19 protein-coding genes and 1 pseudogene are annotated in these 20786 nt (G+C 47.0%); all 20 read right to left on the reverse strand.

What is annotated here, in order from left to right; translation table 11 throughout:
* Nucleotides 1-6 precede the first annotated feature (6 nt).
* The 20 genes and pseudogenes from ACQCVE_RS07555 to pepV all read right to left on the reverse strand — a co-directional run bounded on the left by ACQCVE_RS07555 (nucleotide 7) and on the right by pepV (nucleotide 20740).
* Entirely contained in the window at nucleotides 7-1170 is a 1164-nt protein-coding gene (locus tag ACQCVE_RS07555; RefSeq protein ID WP_426862311.1) for an MFS transporter, read from the reverse strand.
* Nucleotides 1171-1419: 249 nt separating this feature from the next.
* On the reverse strand, nucleotides 1420-2181 hold the full coding sequence (locus tag ACQCVE_RS07560; RefSeq protein WP_426843491.1) for an SDR family NAD(P)-dependent oxidoreductase: 762 nt from the start codon (nucleotides 2179-2181) through the stop codon (nucleotides 1420-1422).
* Nucleotides 2182-2648: 467 nt separating this feature from the next.
* Nucleotides 2649-2921, reverse strand: a pseudogene (locus tag ACQCVE_RS07565) (AMP-binding enzyme); the annotation flags it as partial.
* 120 nt (nucleotides 2922-3041) lie between these two features.
* Nucleotides 3042-4025: a quinone oxidoreductase family protein gene (locus ACQCVE_RS07570; RefSeq protein WP_426843490.1), complete on the reverse strand. Its 984-nt coding sequence runs from the start codon at nucleotides 4023-4025 to the stop codon at nucleotides 3042-3044.
* 10 nt (nucleotides 4026-4035) lie between these two features.
* A complete protein-coding gene (locus ACQCVE_RS07575) occupies nucleotides 4036-4809 on the reverse strand; it encodes an enoyl-CoA hydratase/isomerase family protein (protein WP_426843489.1) in 774 nt (257 codons plus the stop codon).
* Between the two features lie 43 nt (nucleotides 4810-4852).
* A complete protein-coding gene (locus ACQCVE_RS07580) occupies nucleotides 4853-5620 on the reverse strand; it encodes an SDR family NAD(P)-dependent oxidoreductase (protein WP_426843488.1) in 768 nt (255 codons plus the stop codon).
* A gap of 15 nt (nucleotides 5621-5635) precedes the next feature.
* Complete coding sequence (locus ACQCVE_RS07585) at nucleotides 5636-7411, reverse strand: acyl-CoA dehydrogenase family protein (RefSeq protein WP_426843487.1); 1776 nt, start codon at nucleotides 7409-7411, stop codon at nucleotides 5636-5638.
* A gap of 5 nt (nucleotides 7412-7416) precedes the next feature.
* Nucleotides 7417-8145, reverse strand: a complete 729-nt coding sequence (locus tag ACQCVE_RS07590; RefSeq protein ID WP_426843486.1) for a 2-phosphosulfolactate phosphatase — start codon at nucleotides 8143-8145, stop codon at nucleotides 7417-7419.
* Entirely contained in the window at nucleotides 8138-9202 is a 1065-nt protein-coding gene (locus ACQCVE_RS07595) for a phosphotransferase family protein (RefSeq protein ID WP_426862313.1), read from the reverse strand. The genes ACQCVE_RS07590 and ACQCVE_RS07595 overlap by 8 nt, the downstream gene beginning before the upstream one ends.
* Nucleotides 9203-9218: 16 nt before the next feature.
* Complete coding sequence (locus tag ACQCVE_RS07600) at nucleotides 9219-9623, reverse strand: acyl-CoA thioesterase (RefSeq protein ID WP_426862315.1); 405 nt, start codon at nucleotides 9621-9623, stop codon at nucleotides 9219-9221.
* A gap of 13 nt (nucleotides 9624-9636) precedes the next feature.
* Nucleotides 9637-10413 carry an enoyl-CoA hydratase gene (locus ACQCVE_RS07605; RefSeq protein ID WP_426862317.1) on the reverse strand — a complete coding sequence of 259 codons (777 nt, stop codon included), beginning with the start codon at nucleotides 10411-10413 and terminating at the stop codon, nucleotides 9637-9639.
* Nucleotides 10413-11297, reverse strand: coding sequence for a 3-hydroxyacyl-CoA dehydrogenase family protein (locus ACQCVE_RS07610; protein WP_426862319.1), 885 nt, complete (start codon nucleotides 11295-11297; stop codon nucleotides 10413-10415). The genes ACQCVE_RS07605 and ACQCVE_RS07610 overlap by 1 nt, the downstream gene beginning before the upstream one ends.
* A gap of 56 nt (nucleotides 11298-11353) precedes the next feature.
* Nucleotides 11354-11923 (reverse strand): TetR/AcrR family transcriptional regulator, encoded by a 570-nt coding sequence (locus tag ACQCVE_RS07615; protein ID WP_426862321.1) that lies wholly within the window; start codon nucleotides 11921-11923, stop codon nucleotides 11354-11356.
* A gap of 57 nt (nucleotides 11924-11980) precedes the next feature.
* On the reverse strand, nucleotides 11981-13603 hold the full coding sequence (locus ACQCVE_RS07620; RefSeq protein ID WP_426862323.1) for a long-chain-fatty-acid--CoA ligase: 1623 nt from the start codon (nucleotides 13601-13603) through the stop codon (nucleotides 11981-11983).
* 17 nt (nucleotides 13604-13620) lie between these two features.
* Complete coding sequence (locus tag ACQCVE_RS07625) at nucleotides 13621-14373, reverse strand: SDR family NAD(P)-dependent oxidoreductase (protein ID WP_426862324.1); 753 nt, start codon at nucleotides 14371-14373, stop codon at nucleotides 13621-13623.
* 18 nt (nucleotides 14374-14391) lie between these two features.
* Nucleotides 14392-15168, reverse strand: coding sequence for an SDR family oxidoreductase (locus ACQCVE_RS07630; protein WP_426843478.1), 777 nt, complete (start codon nucleotides 15166-15168; stop codon nucleotides 14392-14394).
* A 10-nt stretch (nucleotides 15169-15178) separates the two neighbouring features.
* A complete protein-coding gene (locus ACQCVE_RS07635) occupies nucleotides 15179-16405 on the reverse strand; it encodes an acyl-CoA dehydrogenase (RefSeq protein ID WP_426862326.1) in 1227 nt (408 codons plus the stop codon).
* Nucleotides 16406-16567: 162 nt separating this feature from the next.
* Complete coding sequence (locus ACQCVE_RS07640; RefSeq protein ID WP_426862374.1) at nucleotides 16568-17029, reverse strand: GNAT family N-acetyltransferase; 462 nt, start codon at nucleotides 17027-17029, stop codon at nucleotides 16568-16570.
* 166 nt (nucleotides 17030-17195) lie between these two features.
* Complete coding sequence (locus ACQCVE_RS07645; protein ID WP_426862328.1) at nucleotides 17196-19208, reverse strand: penicillin-binding transpeptidase domain-containing protein; 2013 nt, start codon at nucleotides 19206-19208, stop codon at nucleotides 17196-17198.
* Between the two features lie 143 nt (nucleotides 19209-19351).
* The gene (gene pepV / locus ACQCVE_RS07650) at nucleotides 19352-20740 is read right to left on the reverse strand and encodes a dipeptidase PepV (protein ID WP_426862330.1); all 1389 of its coding nucleotides are present in this window, start codon (nucleotides 20738-20740) and stop codon (nucleotides 19352-19354) included.
* Nucleotides 20741-20786: the final 46 nt, after the last annotated feature.

The following is a 20786-nucleotide window of genomic DNA, read 5'->3' on the forward strand; positions in this document are numbered from 1 at the left end:
ATTTGGCTAAGCGGTTCGCTTCTGTTTGACAAACAGAAGGAGAATAACAGCTGCGAGTGATAAACAGCCGAAGAAAAAATAAACAGCGAAAACAGAGTAAAACTCTAAAATAAACCCTCCCAACAACGTACAAAACCAGTTACCAAGCCCATTCCCAACTGCTGAGTAAAGACCGATTGCCGTTGCTCCGGCAGAAACAGGGGCTAGATCCTTTACATACTGAAGAGCGGCCGGAATAAAAAGACCAGTTGAAAATCCCTGAGCAATCGTCGTAGCATAGACAAGGCCGATCGGAGGTTCAAGAAAGTAAAGAAACCATCTCAGAGTGGAGACAGCCGCCGCCAGAAGCAAAATCTGCTTCATCCCAAATTTCCTAATCCAGCGATTGGCAAATTTCATCACGGGCGCTTCGCTTCCTGCAGCAAGCATGAATGCCAGACCAATACCGGCAAGACCACCGCCAAGGTCATCTATAAATATACCGAAGTAAAAATTGTTTGCGAGAATCGGACCGAGAATGAGAAAGGCTATGACAAGAAAAAGAAAATATGAAGGGGCCTTTACAAGCTCGCCCATCCCTTTTTTAAAGCTGACTTTAATTGAATTGCTTTCTCTCGGAAGCTGCCAGGCGAAAATCGCTCCAATTCCCATTACGAATGTAAACGTATAGAAAATCACAGACAACCCCGTCATTTCTGATAATTTCCCCACTGCAAGTACAGATACGGCAAACCCCACAGCTCCCCATAAGCGAATGGAGCCATAATCCATTTTCGTCTTTTGTACGTAATTAATAGAAATACTGTCTGAAAGCGGGATTAAAGCGGCCTGAAACACAGCCAGAATACCAGCTGCTGCAATAATGAGCGCATAGCTTGAAACTGCCGAAAACACAATCCCCATCACCGCGGTCATTACAAGCGCAATGGTAAGAAGGGTTACTGGCTTTTTTGTTGCATCGCTTATAATTCCCCACACTGGCTGGATTAAAATCATCACAACCGGACTGATTGAGAGCACCATCCCGATTTGACTTCCCGACAGGCCGATGTCATCCCTCAAATAAACGGAAAGCAGCGGAGAAAGGGCACCAATTCCAAAGAAAACGAGAAAATAATACATATAAAAATTTAGTTTTACCGAGCGATTGCTTGCTAGAGATGCTTCCAATCTATGTACCTTCTTTCTGCAATAGAGCTTCTCTAACTATATCATTTTCATTCTGGAAGCGACGAAGGATATTTAAGCGGATTCTCTGGGAAAACAATTGGGAGATATGCATCCAGCCTGAGAAAAGAGCTTTTATCGATCGATACCGCGCTTTTGCCGGTCGTTTAGGCTCATATATTGAATGGGTGCACAGAGAAATCGGTTCGACTAAAAAAAGCGCCTGCTCTAAACAGCGGCGCCTTCCATCATCTATTTGCGATTTCTATCTGCGTATGGATAAATCGGATCCTTCAGGTGAAACTCATACGTCTCTCCATCCACAATTCCAACGATTTTTTCGCTATCATACAAGTCCAGTAAGAACCCGGCCATTTCTTTCGCCGTATGAAACTTCGGAACCGCCCCCTCATATTGAAACTCATCCAGATTCAGTGAACGCTTTGCAAATTCTGTTTCTGTTGCTGCTGGTGCAAGCACTTTCGCCTGCATGGGCGCTTGCTTTGATTTCAATTCCTGGGCAAGGCCTTCGGTAAATGCACTTACGTAAAATTTTGTGGCACAATACGTGACTGCATCCGCCACAATAGTGTATCCGCCACCGGATGACACGTTTATAAGCTGGGTTCCAGGTTCGTCTGAGTAATCCCTTGTATAAAGAGTTGATAAGATCGTTAATGCCTCTATATTTAGGTGGAGCATCGTTTGAATCTTATTTAAATTTTGTTCAGCAACAGAGGCAAAATTTCCAAATCCCGCATTGTTAATCCACGTTTCGATCTCATACTCTTTGAGTTCCTCATAAAACTTATGCGCTTCTTCAGCAGAGGACAAATCAGCCGGCCGAATCAATGGATCTAAGCGGGAATCAATGGCTTTAACTTCAGATTTCAGCTTTTTAAGCTCATCCTCGCGGCGGGCCGTAATGATCAGATTCTTACCCCTTTCTGCAAATGCAAGCGCTGTCTCATATCCTATTCCTGAACTTGCCCCGGTTATTACGGTATATTTCATTTAATTCCCTCCTGTTTTAACTGCATTAAGATATGAACTTATTATACCGGTTAAGGTCCCACTTGAGTCAAAGGAGGAAGCTTCAAGGGCAAAAGCGTAAGCGTCTGCTTCCATCTGCAGCGCTTGACGCTGGAGATGGATAAAACAACGTATACATAAGAAACATTTTTTGTTTCCTGAATAAAGAAAAAGCCGGTCTTAATTTCCCCGGCCGGCTAAAAGAAGTTAGGTAATATCCCCTTCCTTCATATTAAGAACGAGCTGCTGCGGCTTCATTGACAACAGATTGTCGAGTTCTTTTTCAGTGAATCACGACCAGCAAGCTTGGGCAAAATGTGTTGAAAGAGATGAACCAGATGCCAGTTTTTCATCTGAACGGATAGCGTCTTCTGCTGCTGATATAGGACATGTCACTGTCTCGAGCTTCATTGGTCTATTCCTCCCGCTACCTTTTGGCGCTCTTCTTCCTACAGTTGTCTCCATAGCAATTTCCCACTGAATATCATTGGAAGGGATTTCCGGAATTCAATGACTCTCGGATACTTGTAATCAGCCATTTGATCTTTAGCCCATTCCTTAATCTCCTCCGCTTGTGTATCGGATTGATCCTGATTGAGGACGATAAACGCTTTAACTGTCTCCCCCCTCCGTTCATCCGGGATCCCGGCAACACAGGCCTGCTGCACGGCCGGGTGCATGTACAGCAGCGACTCCACCTCTGCTGGCCATACTTTAAAACCAACTAGCTGATCATCTCCTATCCCCTGCCGCATCCACGAATCAAAACGTTTAATGAAAGAATGCGACATAAAAAGCTGGCCAGATTAGACGCGCAGTCTTCTTCAGCCAGCTTGAACCCTTTACGGAACTAAAATCAATTTCCCCTTTGTTTCTCTCCCCTGTAGCATCCGATGAACCTCCGGCGCTTCCTCGAGGGGATACACACCGCCAATAGTCAGCTGGAGTTTGCCCTCGCTTAAATACCCGAGAAGCTCGTTTAAGCTTTGTGTATAAAGCTCTTTTTTCCTCATCATTTGCGGAAGGAAAAAACCGATGACTGAAAGATTTTGCCCCATGAGGGAGGATGGATAAAGCCTGGCCTGTTCGCCGCTCGCCACTCCATAAATCACGAGCCGGCCAAATGGCGCCATGCAGGAGAGGGTTTTCCTGAAGACGTCCCCGCCTGCCATCTCAAGTGCTACATCCACACCTTTTCCTTCTGTTAAGCTCAACACCTCTTTTTCCCAGCCATCCTGGGTGTAATCCACTGCTGCATCAGCACCGAGCTCTTTCGCTGCAGTCCGCTTTTCTTCCGTGCTTGCGGTAGCGATGACTTTGCCTGCTCCGAACAGCTTGGCCAGCTGAACGGCAATGGAGCCGACTCCTCCTGCTGCTGCATGAACAAGAACGGTTTCTCCAGCTTCCAGTCTTCCCATCGTTTTTAGAACGTGGTACGCACTAAGGCCTTGTAAAGGCATGGCAACGGCGTGCTGAAGATCTACACCATCCGGAATCGGAATAAGGCCCCGTTCATCTGCGACCGTATATTCTGCATAGCCAGTTGCTCTTGATGTGCCAAGAAGCGTCACGACTTTGTCGCCTTTCTTAAATCGTTTGGCATCTGCCCCTGCTTCGACAATGGTTCCGGCGACTTCCGCTCCGGGTACAAACGGGAGCGGTGTATCGATCACATATTGCCCTTCTCTTCTTGCTGTATCTGCGTAGTTGACTCCGATTGCTTCAATTTTGATCAGAACTTCTTTTTCTGTCGGCTGCGGAGTATTGAGATCCACAAGCTTCATAACCTCAGGTCCGCCGTATTCCTTTAATTGAATAGCTTTCATTTTCTTCTCCTCACTTCCCCTGGAAGACTGGTTTTCTTTTTTCTTTAAAAGCTGCTACACCTTCACGATGATCAGCCGTTTCAATCATCATCGCCTGTGTCAGTCTTTCCTGCTCAAGGATATCCTCCAGCGTGGAACTGAACGCTTGCTCCATGATGCGCTTCATATGCCCAAATGCCTGGACCGGGCCTTGGGCAAGCCGGAATGCATAGGAACGTGCCTCATCTTCCAGTTGGGCGAGGGGAACCGTTTTGTTTACGATTCCATAGGAGCTGGCGGTAACGGCGTCAATTGGTTCGCCGCTGAAGAAAAGTTCCTTTGCCCGCTGTGGCCCGATTAACCTCGGAAGGCAGTAAAGCCCTCCGCCGTCTGAAATGAGACCGACCTGCGCGAAGCTCATAACAAATTGGCTGTCGTCCGCAGCAATAATCATGTCGCAGGCGAGAGCGAGGTTAAAGGCAGCTCCTGCAGCAAAGCCATGGACAGCGGCAATAACAGGCTTAGAGAGATTTTTCATCGTAATCACACACTCGTTCAACTTCCCCAGGTGATCATAAAGCTGCCGGCCCGTCACCTGTCCCATCATTTTTACATCTCCGCCTGCACTGAATGACCGGCCTGCTCCTGATAGGACAATCGCTTTAATTTCTTCATTCGCTTCAGCGTTTTTCAGTGCGTCTGTCAAGCCGAGAATCATTTCCGGACTGAATGAGTTTAAGGATTCAGGGCGGTTTAAGGTTAAGAAAAGCACCGGTCCGTTTTGTTCAGCTAATAAGTGAGTCATTGTGTTCCTCCCTCTATTTATTTTCATCCGTGCTTTGCGTGTCCTATTTAATCAGCCATCCGCCGTCTGCAAGCAAATCCGACCCTGTCATATAAGATGCTTTCTCTGAGGCGGCAAATGCAATGACGTGAGCAATCTCCTCCGCCTTCCCGACGCGTTTCAATGCGGTATTTCTTTCAATGGATGCTGTGAACTGGGGATTCTGCAGCCCTTCTGCGGTTAAGGGGGTTTCGGTAAAACCCGGAGAAACAGAGTTCACCCTGATCCCATAAGGTGCAAGCTCGAGTGCGAGCGCCTTTGTAAAATTAATCACACCAGCCTTCGCTGCACTGTAATGAGGGATGCGGGCTCCCGCCTTGTAGCCGGATAGGGAGGCAACATTAACGATGGCTCTGTCCCTGCTTGTTTCTTTGCTGAAATCAGCCATTAATCCGCCCAGAATTTTACTTGCAAGAAAAACACTTCTCAAGTTAAGGGACAGGACTGAATCCCAATCCTCAAGGGCTGTTTCAAGAATTTTTGAGTGCCCGGAGCCTCCGGCATTGTTCACAAGGACATCGAGACTGCCCAGCCTTTTGGCAAATTCAGCAAGCTTCAGCAAATCGTTTTCATCCGTTACGTCCGCCTGGCAAATGACCGCATTTTCATTCAGTGTTTGTTTATTAATATAGTCAGCGGCTCTTATTAATTTTTCTTCGGTTCGCCCTGCGAGAACGACTTTTGCCCCGCCTTGGGCAAGCTTACAGGCTGTTTCCATCCCAATACCGCTTCCAGCTCCGGTGACGATTGCGGTTTTCCCGTAAAAATCCATATTGCTCCCCCCTTTTCAGTTCACAGTATAAGAGCCCTTCGTCAAAATCGTTTGGGCGATCGAACGGTTGCGCTCCACGGTGTCCAATGTTCCGAGCTGCAGAAAGGCCTCGCTGACTTTTCTCAGCAGATCTGTTTTTCTTTCATCTTGAATGAGCTGGTGAATCAATTGTTTAATTAAGGCTTCTCCTTCTATTAAGGCTTCTCCGGCAGCGGTTTTACACAGTCGGATCATCATTTCAGAGTTCGCTTCACCCTTTTCATTTATTTTTTTCAAGGTGCGCAGGAGCGAGGACTCAGCTGCGAATAGAGCGGCAGCCAAATCCGATAATTTCATGATCGTTTCCTGTTCTTCCGCTAATTTTTCTCCGTACCTTTCATAGGCCAGTCCAAAACAGACAAGCATAGAATTCCGGAGATTTTCAACGATCCTCTCTTCGTTGCCGAGCGGGGTGTCATCCGTTTTCCGGATGTCCTGCAATGCCTGATAGGCCCGGCTGTATATGCTTTTCAAATCAAGCTCTCCTTTTGCCGCTTTTCTGAGAAAATGGGTCGGCAGAAGCAGCCGGTTGATTTCGTTCGTCCCTTCAAAAATCCGGTTAATTCTGGAATCCCTGTACATCTGCTCTATCGGGTATTCCTGAATAAACCCTGCTCCTCCATGGAGCTGAAGGGATTCATCTGCAGCAAAGTCAAGAGTTTCTGATCCATAGACTTTGCAGACGGCACATTCGGCTGCATACTCCATCATTCTGCTTCCAATCTGTTTGTGATCCTCCGAATCGTACAGGTCACCAAGCGCAGCTTCAATCAGTCCAGCCGTTCTGTACTGAATCGACTCCGCTGCAAAAATTCTCGCTGCCATTAGAGCAAGCTTCTCTTTTACTGCCGGAAATTCCGAGATGCTCCGGCCGAACTGGATACGCCCTTTCGTAAATTCAAGAGCCAGCTTTAGAGCATGCTTTGATGCCCCCATACAGGCGGAGCCAAGATTAAACCGCCCCAGGTTCAGGACATTTAATGCAATAACATGGCCTTTCCCTGCCTCGCCAAGAAGATTCTCCTTTGGAATGAGGCAGTCCTCTAATAGAACAGATCTTGTGGAAGAGCCTTTGATCCCCATTTTCTTTTCTTCTGGGCCCAGCGATAATCCAGGAAAGTCCCTCTCTGCAATAAAAGCGGAAAAATACTTCCCGTCAATTTTCGCGTAAATAATGAAGGTGTCTGAAAAAACGGCATTCGTGATGTAAAGTTTAGAGCCGTTCAGCTTATAGTGGGTGCCTTCCTCATTCAAAACCGCAGTCGTTTTCGCTGCTAAAGCATCAGATCCTGAGCCCGGCTCTGTCAGACAATAGGCTCCAATGTATTCCCCAGAGGCAAGCTTTGGGAGGTACTTTTCTTTTTGTTCCCTCGTTCCGAAGTAAGTGATTGGGAGGGTTGCAATGCACGTGTGATTGGAATGGGCAACTCCATAGCCGCTTGTTCTCCCGATCACTTCTCCGACAATTCCTTTCGTCACCTTATCCAGTCCGAGCCCTCCGTATTTTTCGGGGATGCTGTGGGCTAACAGGCCCAGCTCCCCGGCCTTGCGCAGCCGTTCAACGACCAGGCCGAAGTTCTGTTCCTCGATTGCCTCCCGGTACGGATCGATTTCCCGTTCAACAAAAGCGCGCGCAGTCTGGGCCATCATTTTATGTTCACTTGTAAAATCTTCAGGAGTGAATGTACTTTTATAACCCGATGATTCATATAGAAAGCTTCCGCCTTTAATTTTCACTGGTGTCTTTTGCAAATTTCTCACTCTCCCTTCATACAAGTCATGGAACGGCCGTTTAATACAGGCAGTACATGATAAACACTTCTCCTGGCCGCATACTCTGCTTCCTTTTCAAACCCGTATTTCTTAAGCATTTTCCCCACGCGGGAGGACTTGAGAATGTCCGCCTGCTGATCACTATAGCTGCTGTAAAAAAGCTTGGCCGCCAATGCTGCATCCGTTAATTCCCATTGCCCATCCCCTGTCATCAGATGAATAAGACACCCCGCGCCAAGAAAATCTTCAATACAGAACTGGCCGGATGAACCTGAGCAGATAAAAATCAAGGTATCGGCTGAATGCCGCCGTAAGAAATGCCGGGCGGCGGCTTCCGCATTAAGCAAACTCGCTGCATAAACAGCTTTGGCAGGAGCAGAACTGCGAATAGCCACCGTTCCATTCGTTGTTGAAAGCACCGCTGTTTTTCCGGAAACCTGGTCTTTTAATCCAGATGGACCCGGGTCGAGAAAGCCATCAATCGTTCTGCCCTCGTATTCTCCGATCAGCACATACGAACCCTCTTCAAGCCCGGCGGCTGTTTCACGCGCCTCCTGTTCATTCAGTACAGGGATGACTTCTTTTGCTCCATTGTATAAAACACTTGAAATGGTGGTGGTTGCGAGCAGCACATCAAACACAACAGCTGTTTTCCCGGCTATCTTCCCAGGCTCAATGTCTTCTTTTTTCATTAGAACATGAATTTTACCCATGCCTGATGCCTTTAGCGGTGAGCAAGGACTGTTCAATTAACGTGCGGACAAAGGGGGCAAACCTTGCAAACCGTTCATCCTTTGTCTGTCCCTTCTTATAGCGGGAGTAAATTTGCTGGCAGATTACCGCAAGCTTGAAATAGGCAAAGGACAAATAGTAAGGAAATGCGGAAACATCACGTCCGCTTTTTTCAGCATATCGCTGCACAAACTGCTGTCTAGAATAAAACTCAGGCTGAACCGTAATCGAAGGTTTTCCGAAGCCATATTTCAGATTTCCCGGATCGTCCTCCTCCACCCAGTAGCTCATCGCGGCCCCAAGATCAGCGAGCGGATCCCCGATTGTCGCCATTTCCCAGTCAAACAGCCCGGCCATATCTGTTAAATCTTCTGTAAAAAGCGCGTTGTTGAGCTTGTAATCGTAATGGATTACAGAAGGGGCTCCAGACTTAGGCAGATTCTTCTCCAGCCAGTCCGTTACCTCATCTATTTGCGGGATTTCGTCCGTTTTAGAGCGGTGATACCTCTCAATCCAGCCGCTCACCTGGCGTTCAAGAAAGCCCTCCGGCTTACTGAGCTTAATCAGACCGGACGTTTCATACTCAATGGAGTGAAGCTGGACAAGCTTATCTGCCATAAGCTCAGATAAAATCCGCCCTCGCTCCTCTGTTAACTCCATGCCTTCTGGAAGAGAAGAATCAGCCATCACACCTTTTCTTCTCTCCATAAGAAAAAACGGACCGCCTGTGATCGAAGGGTTTTCCTCATATAAATAAGGCTTTGGAGCCTCCGGAAACAGCGGATGCAAAGCTTCCAAAAAGCTGCACTCCCTTTTCATATCATGGGCTTTAGGTGCCACTGGTCCGAGCGGCGGTCTTCTCAGCACCGCTTCCCAGTCTCCCGCTTGCAAAGCATACGTAAGGTTCGAAGCACCTGTGCCGAATTGTTCTATATGCAAAGGCTGTTCCGGAAACCCTGTAAATCTCTCTTTTAAATAATCTTCCAGTCTTTGAACATTTAATTCTTCCCCTTCCCGAACAGGAATGGTATAAGCCATAGGCCATCCTCCTTTCTTATGCGTGAGCTAAACAGGCTTCAAGCTGCCTCCTGAGTTCGTCTGGAATATCTTCGCTTTTTTGGTGGGTAAAGTTATAAAAAACAATCGAGGCTTTTCCTTTTGCAACTGCCTTGCCGTCCTTTGCATCCTCTACCAGGTGTTCAAGGCTGAAGCTTTTTCCGCCCACCTTTGAAATGGTCGTTTTAATCACCAGATCCTGATTAAAATACGCCTGGCTCAGAAAGTCGCAGGAGGCTGAAGCGAGGATGAATGGCCAGCTGTCGGAGTTCATGGATTGCCCCATTTTTTCAAAAAACTGAACCCTCGCTTCTTCAAAATAAATAAAATAACTTGTATTGTTTACATGTCCCAGTGCATCTGTTTCGCAAAACCTGACTTTGACTTTGATGGTCTCCTCCATTTCATGACCTCCTTTAGCGATGAGTAAATTCCGGTTTTCTTTTTTCAATAAAGGCCTGTACTCCTTCTTTAATGTCTTCCGTCTGAAACACTTCTTCAAAAAGCCCGGCTTCATGCTCAAGACCCTCTTTTAAAGAAACCCCAAGGCCTTCATTCACAGAACGCTTGATTCTTGAAAGAGCGGGCAGCGAATAACGGCTGATTCTTGATGCAAGCTTTACCCCATACTGAAGCCCTTCCCCTTTTGGCACTACTTCATTGACCAGCCCGATGGCTTTCGCCTTTACTGCGTCCACCGGCTCACCCGTAAACATCATTTCTTTTGCCCTTGCTTCGCCAACCGCTCTTGGTAGCCGCTGAGTTCCGCCGCCGCCTGGAAATAACCCCAGTTTTATTTCCGGAAGCCCAATCTGCACATGGTCTTCTGCAATTCTTAAGTCGCACGCCAGGGCCAGCTCGCAGCCGCCGCCAAACGTCAATCCGTTCAGTACGGCAATGACCGGTTTCGGGAAATCATCCAGCTTATTTAATACAGAGTGGGATTCCATGAATTGGGATTTAATCCCTTTTTTCCCGATTAGCTCGGGGAACTCTTTAATATCGGCTCCCGCCATGAATGCGCGGTCCCCGGCTCCTGTAATGATGACACAGATAGTTTCTTCATCTGTTTTCAGCTCGTTAAGGACCTCATCCAGCTCCCGCAGAACGGCCTGGCTCATTACATTTAATGGGGGGTTTTCTATGACCAGAATGGTATATGCCCCCTGTTTTTCCTTTTTAATTACACCCATTACTGCCTCACCTCTTCTTTCGTATAGTCATACCATCCTTTACCGGTTTTCCTGCCTAAATTTCCTTGTTCCACCTTTTCTTTTATACAGTCGAAAGGCTGATCAGCCGGATCTTTAGTCTCTGCAAATCTCTGCTGCATTACATAATAGCCGACATCAATTCCTGATAAATCCATCAGTTCAAAAGGTCCGGCTGGATGATTCAGCGCCTTTCGGCAAATGGTATCAATATCTTTAAAATCAGCGTAGCCATTTTCATATAAAAACACGGCTTCTTTTTGAAGAGCACCGAGTATCCGATTTGCAATAAAACCTGATATTTCCTTTTTCAACAGCACAGCAGTACGGTTTATCCGTTCGCAAACCTCCATCGTAATCTGCGCCGTTTCATCCGATGTACGGCTGCTTGTGACCACTTCTACACAATCCATAACCAGCGCGGGGTAAAAGAAGTGCATATTAATGATTTTGTCCGGCCTGCCGGCAGCGTCTGCAATTGAAGAATTCATAATCGTGGAGGAATTAGTAGCCAGAATGGCATGAGGCTGAGCATATTCTTCAAGCTGGGCAAAAACCTCACGTTTTACTTCAAGCTTTTCCACTACCGCCTCAATAATAAAGTCCGCTTCATTTGCCGCCTCTTTCAAACTTTCAGTTAACGTCAGATTCGCAAATGCTTTATTCACCTCTTCTTTTGAAAGCCTCCGCTTTTGAACGCGTCTTTCCATCAGCTTTTGAAGGGTATCCTCTGCTTTAGATAAAGCGCTTCCATTTACATCCTGCAAAATCGTACGGTAGCCGCCGAGTGCACAAAGCATCGCAATCTGGTGTCCCATTTGGCCTGCGCCGATAACGGCAATTGTTTGAATCTCATGATTGTTCATCTTCAGCTCTCCTTTTTACTTACTGACCGGTTGGTATGTGCTGCCTGTCGGAAGGCTCAGCGGCTTTCTGCCAGGCCCTCCAGAAGAATTTTCAAAAAGATTTCAGATACCTTTCTATCGGTTTCCCGCCCTGCCGGATCAAACCAGAAATAACTCCAGTTCGCCATTCCAAGAATTCCGAGAGCCGTTATATCCACCGGCAAATCATTTCTAAATTCACGCCTCTCCATACCTTTTTGAATGATTTCCTCAATTTGTTTCCGGAATAAATCCCGTTTTGAGGCAATCAGGCTAAGGTGAGGCTCGCTTAAATTCCTCATTTCCCTAAAGTAGACTTTAGCACTTAGCCCTTCTTTTTCAATGTCATGAATAAGAAGGTATACGACTTCATACAATTTTTCTTTATATGACTTCTCTGAATCTTCCAAAATGGCTTTTTGCTTTTCCAGCAAGCTGTCGATATAGGATAAATGAATATCCATGAGCAGCTGTTCTTTGCTGGTAAAATAATAGTAAAAGGTCCCTTTTGTCACTTGAAGAGTATTGACGATATCCTGTATGGATGTCTCTTTGAATCCTTTTTCTGCAAAAAGCTGAATACTTGTTTGTCTTATGCGCTCTTTCATTCGTATGTCCTCTCCATCTAGCCGGTTTTGCTCGATTATAGCATAGCCGGTAAAGAATTAGACGTTCTTCGCTGCTTCCTCTCTTAGAGCCCGTCTCAAAATTTTCCCCACATTTGTTTTAGGGAGCTCTGAACGGAATTCCACTTCACGCGGAACTTTAAAGGCTGCCATCTGGTCCCGGCAAAATTCGATAATTTCCTCTGCAGAAGCACTCATTCCCTCTTTGCATACAATAACCGCCTTAACCGTTTCTCCTCTGTATGCATCCGGTACTCCAATAACAACCGCTTCTCTTACGGCTGGATGCTCATAGAGCGCTTCTTCTACATCGCGAGGATAAATGTTGTAGCCGCTCGCAATAATCAAGTCCTTTTTCCGGTCAACGATGGAAAGATAGCCATCCTCGTCCATCCTGGCAAGGTCTCCGGTAAACAGCCAGCCATCCCTTAGTGCAGCAGCCGTCTCTTCCGGCATGTTCCAGTACCCCTTCATAATCTGCGGTCCGGCAATGATCACCTCACCCAATTCACCTCTTGGCAATTCTTCCATTCCTGTTGCAACATCGACAATTTTGTAGGCAGTCTGCGGAAAGCCAATTCCGACACTTCCCGGTTTCCGCTCACCAAAGCTCGGGTTGCAATGGGTGCAGGGTGAAGCCTCTGAAAGGCCATAGCCTTCAAGGATCCTCGCTCCTGTTTTCCGCTCGAATTCTTTAAGCAGTTCAACCGGCATCGGAGCACTGCCGCTGTTGCAGATCCTGATGCTGCTGATTCCATACTCTTCAGCCCGCGGATGGCTTGTCAGCGCTACGTACATGGTAGGGACTCCAGGGAAAATGGTCGGCTGCTCCTGCTTGATCGATTGAAGCACTTCCTCAAGATCGAACCTCGGAAGCAGCACCATACAAGAGGCGGTCAGGATGGAAAGGTTCATACAGGAGGTCATGCCAAACACATGAAAAAACGGGATAACCGATAAGCACTTTTCTTCTCCAGGCACAATGTCTTCTTTAAAAAATTCGTAGGATTGATAGACGTTTGCCACAAGATTTTTGTGGGAAAGCATCGCTCCCTTTGAGCGTCCGGTCGTTCCCCCCGTATATTGAAGAACAGCGATGTCATGCTCTGGCTCGATGCTCTCCGGCGCAAGTTTTCCGGCCGTTCCAGACAAAAAAGATTCAAAACTGAAGTCCGCTCCTTCCGGGACGTCGGTATGGCCCGGAGTAAGGGTGACCGTTATAATCTTCTTAAGCTTCGTCTCACTTTTGATGGCCTCTGCTTTTGGATAGAGCATGTCATAGACAATCAGCGTTTCAGCCCCGGAATCTGTCAGGATGTAAGAAAGCTCCCGTTCCATCAGCATCGGATTAATTTGGGTAACCATCCCGCCGGCTGTTAGTGTGCCATAATAAGAAACGACATACTGCGGACAATTCGGCAGCATAATGGCCACCCGGTCTCCCTTTTTCACTCCGCTTTCCTGAAGGGCAGCAGCAAAACGCTCCGCCATTCCGGCAAGTTCCTTATAGGAAACCGTTTTTTGATAAAAAGTGATGGCTGTTTTTTCTCCATGCTCATGAGCCGTTTTTCGGAGCAACTCGTGCACGGGGATGTCAGGGATGTCGCATTGGTGGCTGATCTGTGATGGGTAGTTTGCAAACCATTGGCTATTTTTCTCCATTTTTATCCCTCCTGATATCAGTACGTCAATGTTCCTCCGTCTACAAGCAATGTGCTCGCGGTAACAAAAGAAGCGTCCTCACTTGCTAAGAAGAGGGCTGCCTTCGCTACTTCATCCGCGCTTCCGGGTCTGCCAAGTGCATTTGCTCCAGATATAACCGGCCAGTTTTTCGTATCTTCCTTCCAGTCTTTGATCATATCTGTATCAATGACTCCCGGTGCAATGGCATTAACCCGGACATTTTTCTTCCCATACTCCAGAGCCGCATTTTTAGTGAGCATAATGACGCCGGCTTTGGATGCGTTATAAGGAGCCAGTAGCTTTTTCCCCTTCAAGCCAAGAATGCTGGATGTATTGATTACACTTCCGCCTCCGCTTTCAAGCAATTTTGGAATCCCGTACTTCATGCCGAGGAAGACCCCGGTGAGATTGATGTCAATAACCCTTTGCCATTCCTCGAGAGTCATATCTGCAAGCCTTACACTCTCGTTTCCAACGCCGGCATTATTGAACACGATATAAAGCGAGCCAAAAGCTTCTGAAGCTTCATCCATAAGATTTTGCATCCCTGGTTCAGAAGCGACGCTGGTTTTGATAAAGATGGCTTCACCTCCTTGACTGTGAATGAGGGAGACAGTCTCTTTTCCGCTTTCCTCATTTATATCTGCTGCTGCTACCTTCGCCCCTTCCTTTGCAAAAAGCAGTGCGGCAGCCCTTCCAATTCCGGCAGCTCCTCCTGTGATGACCGCCGCTTTCCCTTCTAATCTCATCCCTTCCCCCCGCTTTCTTTACAAAACGTGCGTTCCTCCGTCCACAATCAAGACATCGCCAGTTACGTAATCCGAAGCCTTTGAGGCAAGAAACAGGGCAGCACCTTTTAAATCCTGATCTGTCCCGAACCGCCCAAGCGGCGTTCCCTGCAGAAGGGAGTCCTTGCCCTTTTCTATAATGACCTTAGACATTTTTGTCGGGAAGAAGCCCGGGGCAATCGCGTTAACATTGATGCCGTGCTGGCCCCATTTTGCAGCAAGGTCTTTTGTGAATGTGATGACTGCCCCTTTACTCGTGTTATAGCCGATCGTATCCATAAACCTTGGATCCGCTCCCCCAAGTCCTGCTACAGATGACACGTTAATGATCTTCCCGCTTCTTTGCCGGATCATATAACGGCCCGCTTCCTGTGACATTAAAAACGTTCCTGTTACATTTACGTTCATCACCTTCTGCCAGGCATCAAGGGGCATTTCCTCCGCCGGTGCCCCCCAGGTGGCTCCACTGTTATTGACCAGGATGTCAATAGCCCCGAATCTTTCATAGGCAAGCTGCACCGTTCTTTTTACATCTTCCTGGGAAGTTATATCGCATTCAAGAGCAAGTGCCTGGCAGCCTGTTTCTTTTTCAAGACGAAGCGCCGTCTGTTCGCACGCTTCCTTTTTCCTTGAGCAAAGCACAACATTCGCACCTGCCTCAGCCAATCCTTCCGCAATCTGTTCACCTAAGCCTCTGCCGCCTCCCGTGATGATGGCCGTTTTTCCCTTCAGGTTAAATAATTCATGTACATGCACGCGCTTCACCTCAAACCGTCTGTAAAGAGACGTCGTATTTTTTCAGTTCCATTCTCGCAAGCTGAGCCTTATGCACTTCATCCGGACCGTCAGCAAGTCTTAACGTTCTGGCGTTTGCCCATTGTGCGGCAAGCGGAACGTCCTCTGAAACGCCGGCTGCGCCAAATGCTTGAATGGCACGGTCAATAACCCTTAATGCCATATTAGGAGCCACCACCTTAATCATGGCAATTTCCGGTTTCGCCACCTTGTTCCCGACTGTATCCATCATGTACGCGGCTTTCAGTGTCAAAAGTCTTGCCTGTTCGATATCAATGCGGGATTCGGCAATCCAATCCTGGACAACCCCTTGCTTGGATAATGGCTTCCCAAAGGCTTCCCGCTTTTGTACACGCTTACATAATTCTTCAAGTGAACGCTCTGCTGCCCCAATCAGCCTCATGCAATGGTGAATTCTGCCTGGTCCAAGCCTTCCCTGTGCAATTGCAAATCCTTTTCCTTCTCCCCAAATCATATTGGTGGCTGGAACTCGGACGTTTGTAAAGGAAATTTCCGCGTGTCCGTGCGGGGCATGATCATACCCGAATACAGGAAGGGTCCTCTCCTTTTTCACCCCTGCTGTATCCAGCGGAACAAGAATCATTGACTGCTGCTCATATTTCGGAGCATCCGGATCGTTCTTTCCCATAACAATTGCAATTGTGCAGCGCGGATCTCCAGCACCCGACGACCACCACTTTCTGCCGTTCACAACATACTCATCGCCATCTTTTGTAATGCTGCAGGAAATATTCGTAGCATCAGAGGACGCAGCTTCCGGTTCGGTCATGGAAAAGCAGGAGCGTATCTTTCCTGACAGCAGCGGTTCAAGCCACTGTTTCTTCTGCTCTTCCGTTCCATAGCGCACAAGCACCTCCATATTCCCTGTATCCGGGGCTCCGCAATTAAAGATTTCCGGAGCGATGAGCGATCTTCCCATAATCTCGCATAACGGAGCGTATTCAAGATTTGTAAGACCAGCACCGTATTCGCTGTCTGGCAGAAATAAATTCCACAAATCCCGCTTCTGTGCTTCTTTTTTAAGCATTTCCATCACTTCCGGCACCCTCGTCCAGCGCGATTCCTGCTCATTCAATTGCTCTTCATACCGTTTTTCGTTCGGATAAACCCATTCATCCATAAAATCATTCAGCTTTTTCTGCAAATCCTGGACCTTTTCTGAGTAGGAAAAATTCATAGTGCTGTTCCTCCTTTATTTCCGCTAACTGACCGGTTGGTATGTAACTCCCTCTATCATATACTAAATATTCTAAAATTTCCAATAGCAGTTTTGCAGAATCTCATTGAATGGTTTAAAAGCATTGATTTAAAGGACCTTAAAGCTAACGTTTAAAAACCATCATACATACTCCATCTTTAAAAATTCATATGTACCGCCATTTGTATTCTGCGCAAACGTCCCAGAATCCTTAAATCCAACTTTTCTGTAAACTTTTATCGCTCTTTGATTAAAGGCAGCCACTGATAATGTTAATTTCTCGGGATCATAGTTATTTTTCACAAACTCTATGCCGGATTTTAGAAAAGCCACTCCCTCACCTTTGCCGGTAAAGTCCGGTCTCAATCCTAGGCTTATATCAAAAATGTGATCGTTTACTTTATTCAAGCTAAAAAACCCGATCAATTCATTGCAAATAGTAACAGAATACGTGTATTTCCCACGCGTTTCCGCGTTTACAAATCCCTCCAAATCCTCTTTATCCGCTTCCATATTATAAAAAGAATAATCTCCATCATAATGCCAGTTAAAAGCGATTTCCTCTGCTTGTTCCTGGGTCATTATTTCAAACGTATAAGACATCAGTATCCCCTCTAACCCTGCTTCTTTTTGGAAACCTATATTAGATTTCATCTCTTTACAATGGACACACTCGCTATCTTCTTCTGCGCTAAAAGCGCCAGCATCAGACAAGTATAGGCTTGCGGGAAACCGCTGGGTTCCTGCAAGCCTTCATTAAAGAGTTCGTTCAATTCTGTTTCAAATACTCGCTCATCGCACTTTTCACCTTAGGGACAACATAATGGCTGCCGCCCCGCTCCTTAACATCCTCAATCATCATTGCAACGAGCAATCTCGGATTCTCTGTGTTTGAGGCAACAAACCATCCATTTTCCTTTCCTTCTTCCCCTTTTGCCAATTTCAGCTCGGCGGTTCCGGTTTTACCGGCAAGCTCAATCCCTTTCGCCTCGGGTATATGCCCCGTTCCATTAGGATCGCTGATAACAGCCTTTAAATCTTCCATTATTAGAGCGGCATTTTCAGGCGTTGCGCTTTCTTTTTTCCAATAAGACGGTTCAGCTTTTTCTCTTTTTTCCAAATACGGCTGAATCATGTCTCCCTGATTATGAAAAACTGTATAGGAGGCTGCCGCATGCAGCGGGCTCATCAGCACTTCTCCCTGTCCAAATCCAGAATCTGCCAGCTGACCTTCGGACTGGATTCCGTTATTGGATACGGATGAGGGCTCGGTCGGAAACGGATAGAAATCAAGCTCTTCTCCAAAGGCAAACCGTTCTTCAAGCTCTGATTCAAAGGTTTCTGCACCGATGGAAAGGGCTGCTCTTGCAAAATAAATATTATCTGAAGTGACAAGGGCATCCTTTAAGTTCACCTTTGATAGGCGTTCAGAAACACGCGTCACTTCATAGCTCCCCCAGCCATCCTTAGACCAGGTCAAACCGCTGATGTCTTCCTGCTTTACAGGATCCAGCTTGCCTGTTTCCAGCCCAATCACAGCCGTCAGAGACTTCATTGCAGATCCAGGTGAATAGAGCTTGTTAAAACGGGCCACAGCCGCTCCCTGTTCTTCATTGTTATAGGCGTCCCATTCTTCTTTCGTCCAGCCAAAAAGAAAGTTGTTCGGGTTATAGGAGGGCATACTGACAAGCGCAAGTGTCTCCCCTGTAAGCGGGTGAATAGCTGCAGCTGTTCCTTTATCCTTTTTCAATTGGCTGGAAAGGCTTGTCTGCAGGGTGCTATCAATCGTTACGTGCAGATCACGGCCATCCTTTGCAGGTTTTTCTGCAATGACTTCCTCCCCTTCGCTTGTCTGGATCCTCCAGCCTGCTTCCCCGCGCAGTTCATTCTCATACACTTGTTCAAGCCCTCTCGTTCCAATCATTGAGTTAGCGGAGTATCCATCACCCTTTTGCTCTTCCAGCTGTTCAGCGGTTATAGGGCGAACATATCCCACTAAATGCGCTGCATGTTCGCCCAGCGGATAATAGCGCGATTGGACCTCTCTTTTTTGAACCCCGGGCAGTGCCAATAATTCTTTGAGCACTTCTTTATTCGCAGGATTGACTTTAGCAATTGGAACAAAATCGCTTTCCCTGACCCAATCCGCTCCCAGAGCCTGTTCAACATTTTCCTTTGAAACAGGAAGCAGCTCTGTCACTTTTGACAGGACCTCCTCTTTCTTGTCCTTTATTCCCTGCGGAACTATGCCTATTTCATTAACGGCTGCGTTCACTGCCAGACCTTCTCCATTACGGTCAAACAGCTGGCCCCGCTTTGGAGACGAAGAAATGACCCGTACTTCTTCCCCTTCTTTCAGCTGTGGAAAGATAAAAGAAGGGTCCCATTGCACGAACCAATCTTTGCCCTTCTCCTTCTCCTCCTGGACAAGCGATGCTTCATGCTCAAATTCAACCGGGCCCGCCAACGTTTCCATTGAAGCGGAAAATGAGAGCTTTACAGGCTCGCCTTCTTTAACCTCCACTTTTTCCTTCGTTTTATTAACGCTTATTTTCAGGTTTTCCACTCCAAGATCCTCATAAATGGTTTTATACCGCTTTACAAATTCTTCTTCAGAAATTTTTTCTTTGCTGTCAGCTGTCAGCTGATCATACATTTCATTAAATTCCTTATCATTCCACTTTTTTATGTACTGGCTCATTCGTTCTTCAGGTGCCGGCTCGTTTGAACAGCCAGCCAGCAAGAGAAAGAACAAGGTAATCATCCACACAGCCGATCTCAAGAAAACAGCCCCCCCTGTTATTATTTACCTCATCCATTGTATCATATGGAACGTTTTTACAATGACATTTCGCTTTACCCCTTTGCTGCCGTTTGCAACAAAAAGAAGGACCGGCTTAGTTTGCCGGTCCTTCTTTCCAATGATTATTTCGCCAGCTCATAAATGGCCTGAGCGTATATGGCTGTAGCCCGGATCAGATCTTCAATTTCAATGTACTCGTCCTTTTGATGAGCAATGTCTGGCCTTCCCGGGAAAAGCGGACCGAACGCGACTCCTGCTTTTAGTGAACGGGCATAAGTGCCGCCGCCAATCGAGATCAGGCTTGCCTTTTCTCCTGTCTGTTCTTCATAGACACCTGCTAACGTTTTGATAAGCGGGTGGTCGGCTTCCACATAGTGGGACGGCGAGTCGCTGAACAGTATCAGCTCAGCCCCATCGATGGATTCAAGTGCATTCCTAACCGGTTCCGGGCTGGAAGTAACAGGATAACGCACATTGACTCCGAGCTCGCCCGTCCCTTCCCCGTATTGCATCGTGCCAAGGTTGACGGTCAAGTCTCCGCTTACCTCATCATTTGTTTCAATGCGGAGCGCTTTGCCTCTAGTATCTTGGTAGAAGTGTTCTTTAATAAAGGCGGCAAATTTTTTCCCGGCACCATCAAGATTAATTGAAGCAAGGAAGGCTGCAAGACTTACACCGGCATTCTTCCCGTTATTTGGCTCCATTGCATGTGCAGAGACCCCCTCAATCTGAAGCTTCGTTACTCCGCTGCCTCTCTTTATGCTGCCCTGTACTCCATCTTTCTTTAGCCAGGCATTGAACTGAGCCTCCAGTTCATCTGCCCCCTTTAGTTCTGCTTCAGCGAAATCAGGGACCATATTAAAGCGGCGTCCGGAAGAGAAAGTTATAAGGGTCATTGAGGCATCTTCAGCTGAATGCGGGGTTTTGAACCGAAGTTTCGCATCAATAATCCCCTTTTCGGCATGAATGATCGGAAAATCAGCATCTGGAGCAAAGCCAATGTCCGGCATTTTTTCATGTTTGAAATAGTGGTCCACACAGCGCCAGTCGCTCTCTTCATCGGTACCAATGATCATGCGCACTGTCTTATTCAGGCTGACCCCTGAATCCTTCACGAGCTTCATTGCATGATACGCAGCCATCGTCGGCCCTTTATCATCCAGTGCTCCGCGTGCAAAGATTTTTCCGTCGCGGATTTCCGCCCCGTAAGGATCTGAACTCCATCCGTCTCCTTCCGGAACAACATCTATATGACAAAGAATTCCGACAATCTCATCCCCGCTGCCCATTTCGAGATGACCGGCATACCCATCCAGATTTTTCGAATCAAAGCCATCCTGCTCCCCTTTGTTTAAAAGATGCTCGAACGCTTGTTGAATGCCTTCACCAAACGGAGCCCCCTTTTTTCCCCCTTCTTCATCCAATACACTTTTGATTTTCAAAAATTCCCGGGTATCCTGAATAATCTGGTCACGTCTTTTCTCTGTTTCTTCAATCCAATTAACCATCATAATCCCTCTCTTCTCAGATATGTATGAAAAACCTGTATATATGTTA

Source organism: Metabacillus sp. 113a (genome assembly GCF_050107635.1).
Classification (GTDB): Bacteria; Bacillota; Bacilli; order Bacillales; family Bacillaceae; genus Metabacillus_B.

Bases quoted from the DNA above. Each gene is read 5' to 3' on its own strand.
- ACQCVE_RS07610 (WP_426862319.1), bottom strand. From the start codon at position 11,297: ATGAACAATCATGAGATTCAAACAATTGCCGTTATCGGCGCAGGCCAA.
- ACQCVE_RS07640 (WP_426862374.1), bottom strand. From the start codon at position 17,029: ATGTCTTATACGTTTGAAATAATGACCCAGGAACAAGCAGAGGAAATC.
- pepV (WP_426862330.1), bottom strand. From the start codon at position 20,740: ATGATGGTTAATTGGATTGAAGAAACAGAGAAAAGACGTGACCAGATT.
- ACQCVE_RS07595 (WP_426862313.1), bottom strand. From the start codon at position 9,202: ATGGCTTATACCATTCCTGTTCGGGAAGGGGAAGAATTAAATGTTCAA.
- ACQCVE_RS07575 (WP_426843489.1), bottom strand. From the start codon at position 4,809: ATGACTCACTTATTAGCTGAACAAAACGGACCGGTGCTTTTCTTAACC.
- ACQCVE_RS07620 (WP_426862323.1), bottom strand. From the start codon at position 13,603: ATGGAGAAAAATAGCCAATGGTTTGCAAACTACCCATCACAGATCAGC.
- ACQCVE_RS07560 (WP_426843491.1), bottom strand. From the start codon at position 2,181: ATGAAATATACCGTAATAACCGGGGCAAGTTCAGGAATAGGATATGAG.
- ACQCVE_RS07605 (WP_426862317.1), bottom strand. From the start codon at position 10,413: ATGGGTGTAATTAAAAAGGAAAAACAGGGGGCATATACCATTCTGGTC.
- ACQCVE_RS07635 (WP_426862326.1), bottom strand. From the start codon at position 16,405: ATGAATTTTTCCTACTCAGAAAAGGTCCAGGATTTGCAGAAAAAGCTG.
- ACQCVE_RS07625 (WP_426862324.1), bottom strand. From the start codon at position 14,373: ATGAGATTAGAAGGGAAAGCGGCGGTCATCACAGGAGGAGCTGCCGGA.
- ACQCVE_RS07600 (WP_426862315.1), bottom strand. From the start codon at position 9,623: ATGGAGGAGACCATCAAAGTCAAAGTCAGGTTTTGCGAAACAGATGCA.
- ACQCVE_RS07580 (WP_426843488.1), bottom strand. From the start codon at position 5,620: ATGGATTTTTACGGGAAAACCGCAATCGTCACCGGAGCTGGAAGCGGT.
- ACQCVE_RS07590 (WP_426843486.1), bottom strand. From the start codon at position 8,145: ATGGGTAAAATTCATGTTCTAATGAAAAAAGAAGACATTGAGCCTGGG.
- ACQCVE_RS07615 (WP_426862321.1), bottom strand. From the start codon at position 11,923: ATGAAAGAGCGCATAAGACAAACAAGTATTCAGCTTTTTGCAGAAAAA.
- ACQCVE_RS07570 (WP_426843490.1), bottom strand. From the start codon at position 4,025: ATGAAAGCTATTCAATTAAAGGAATACGGCGGACCTGAGGTTATGAAG.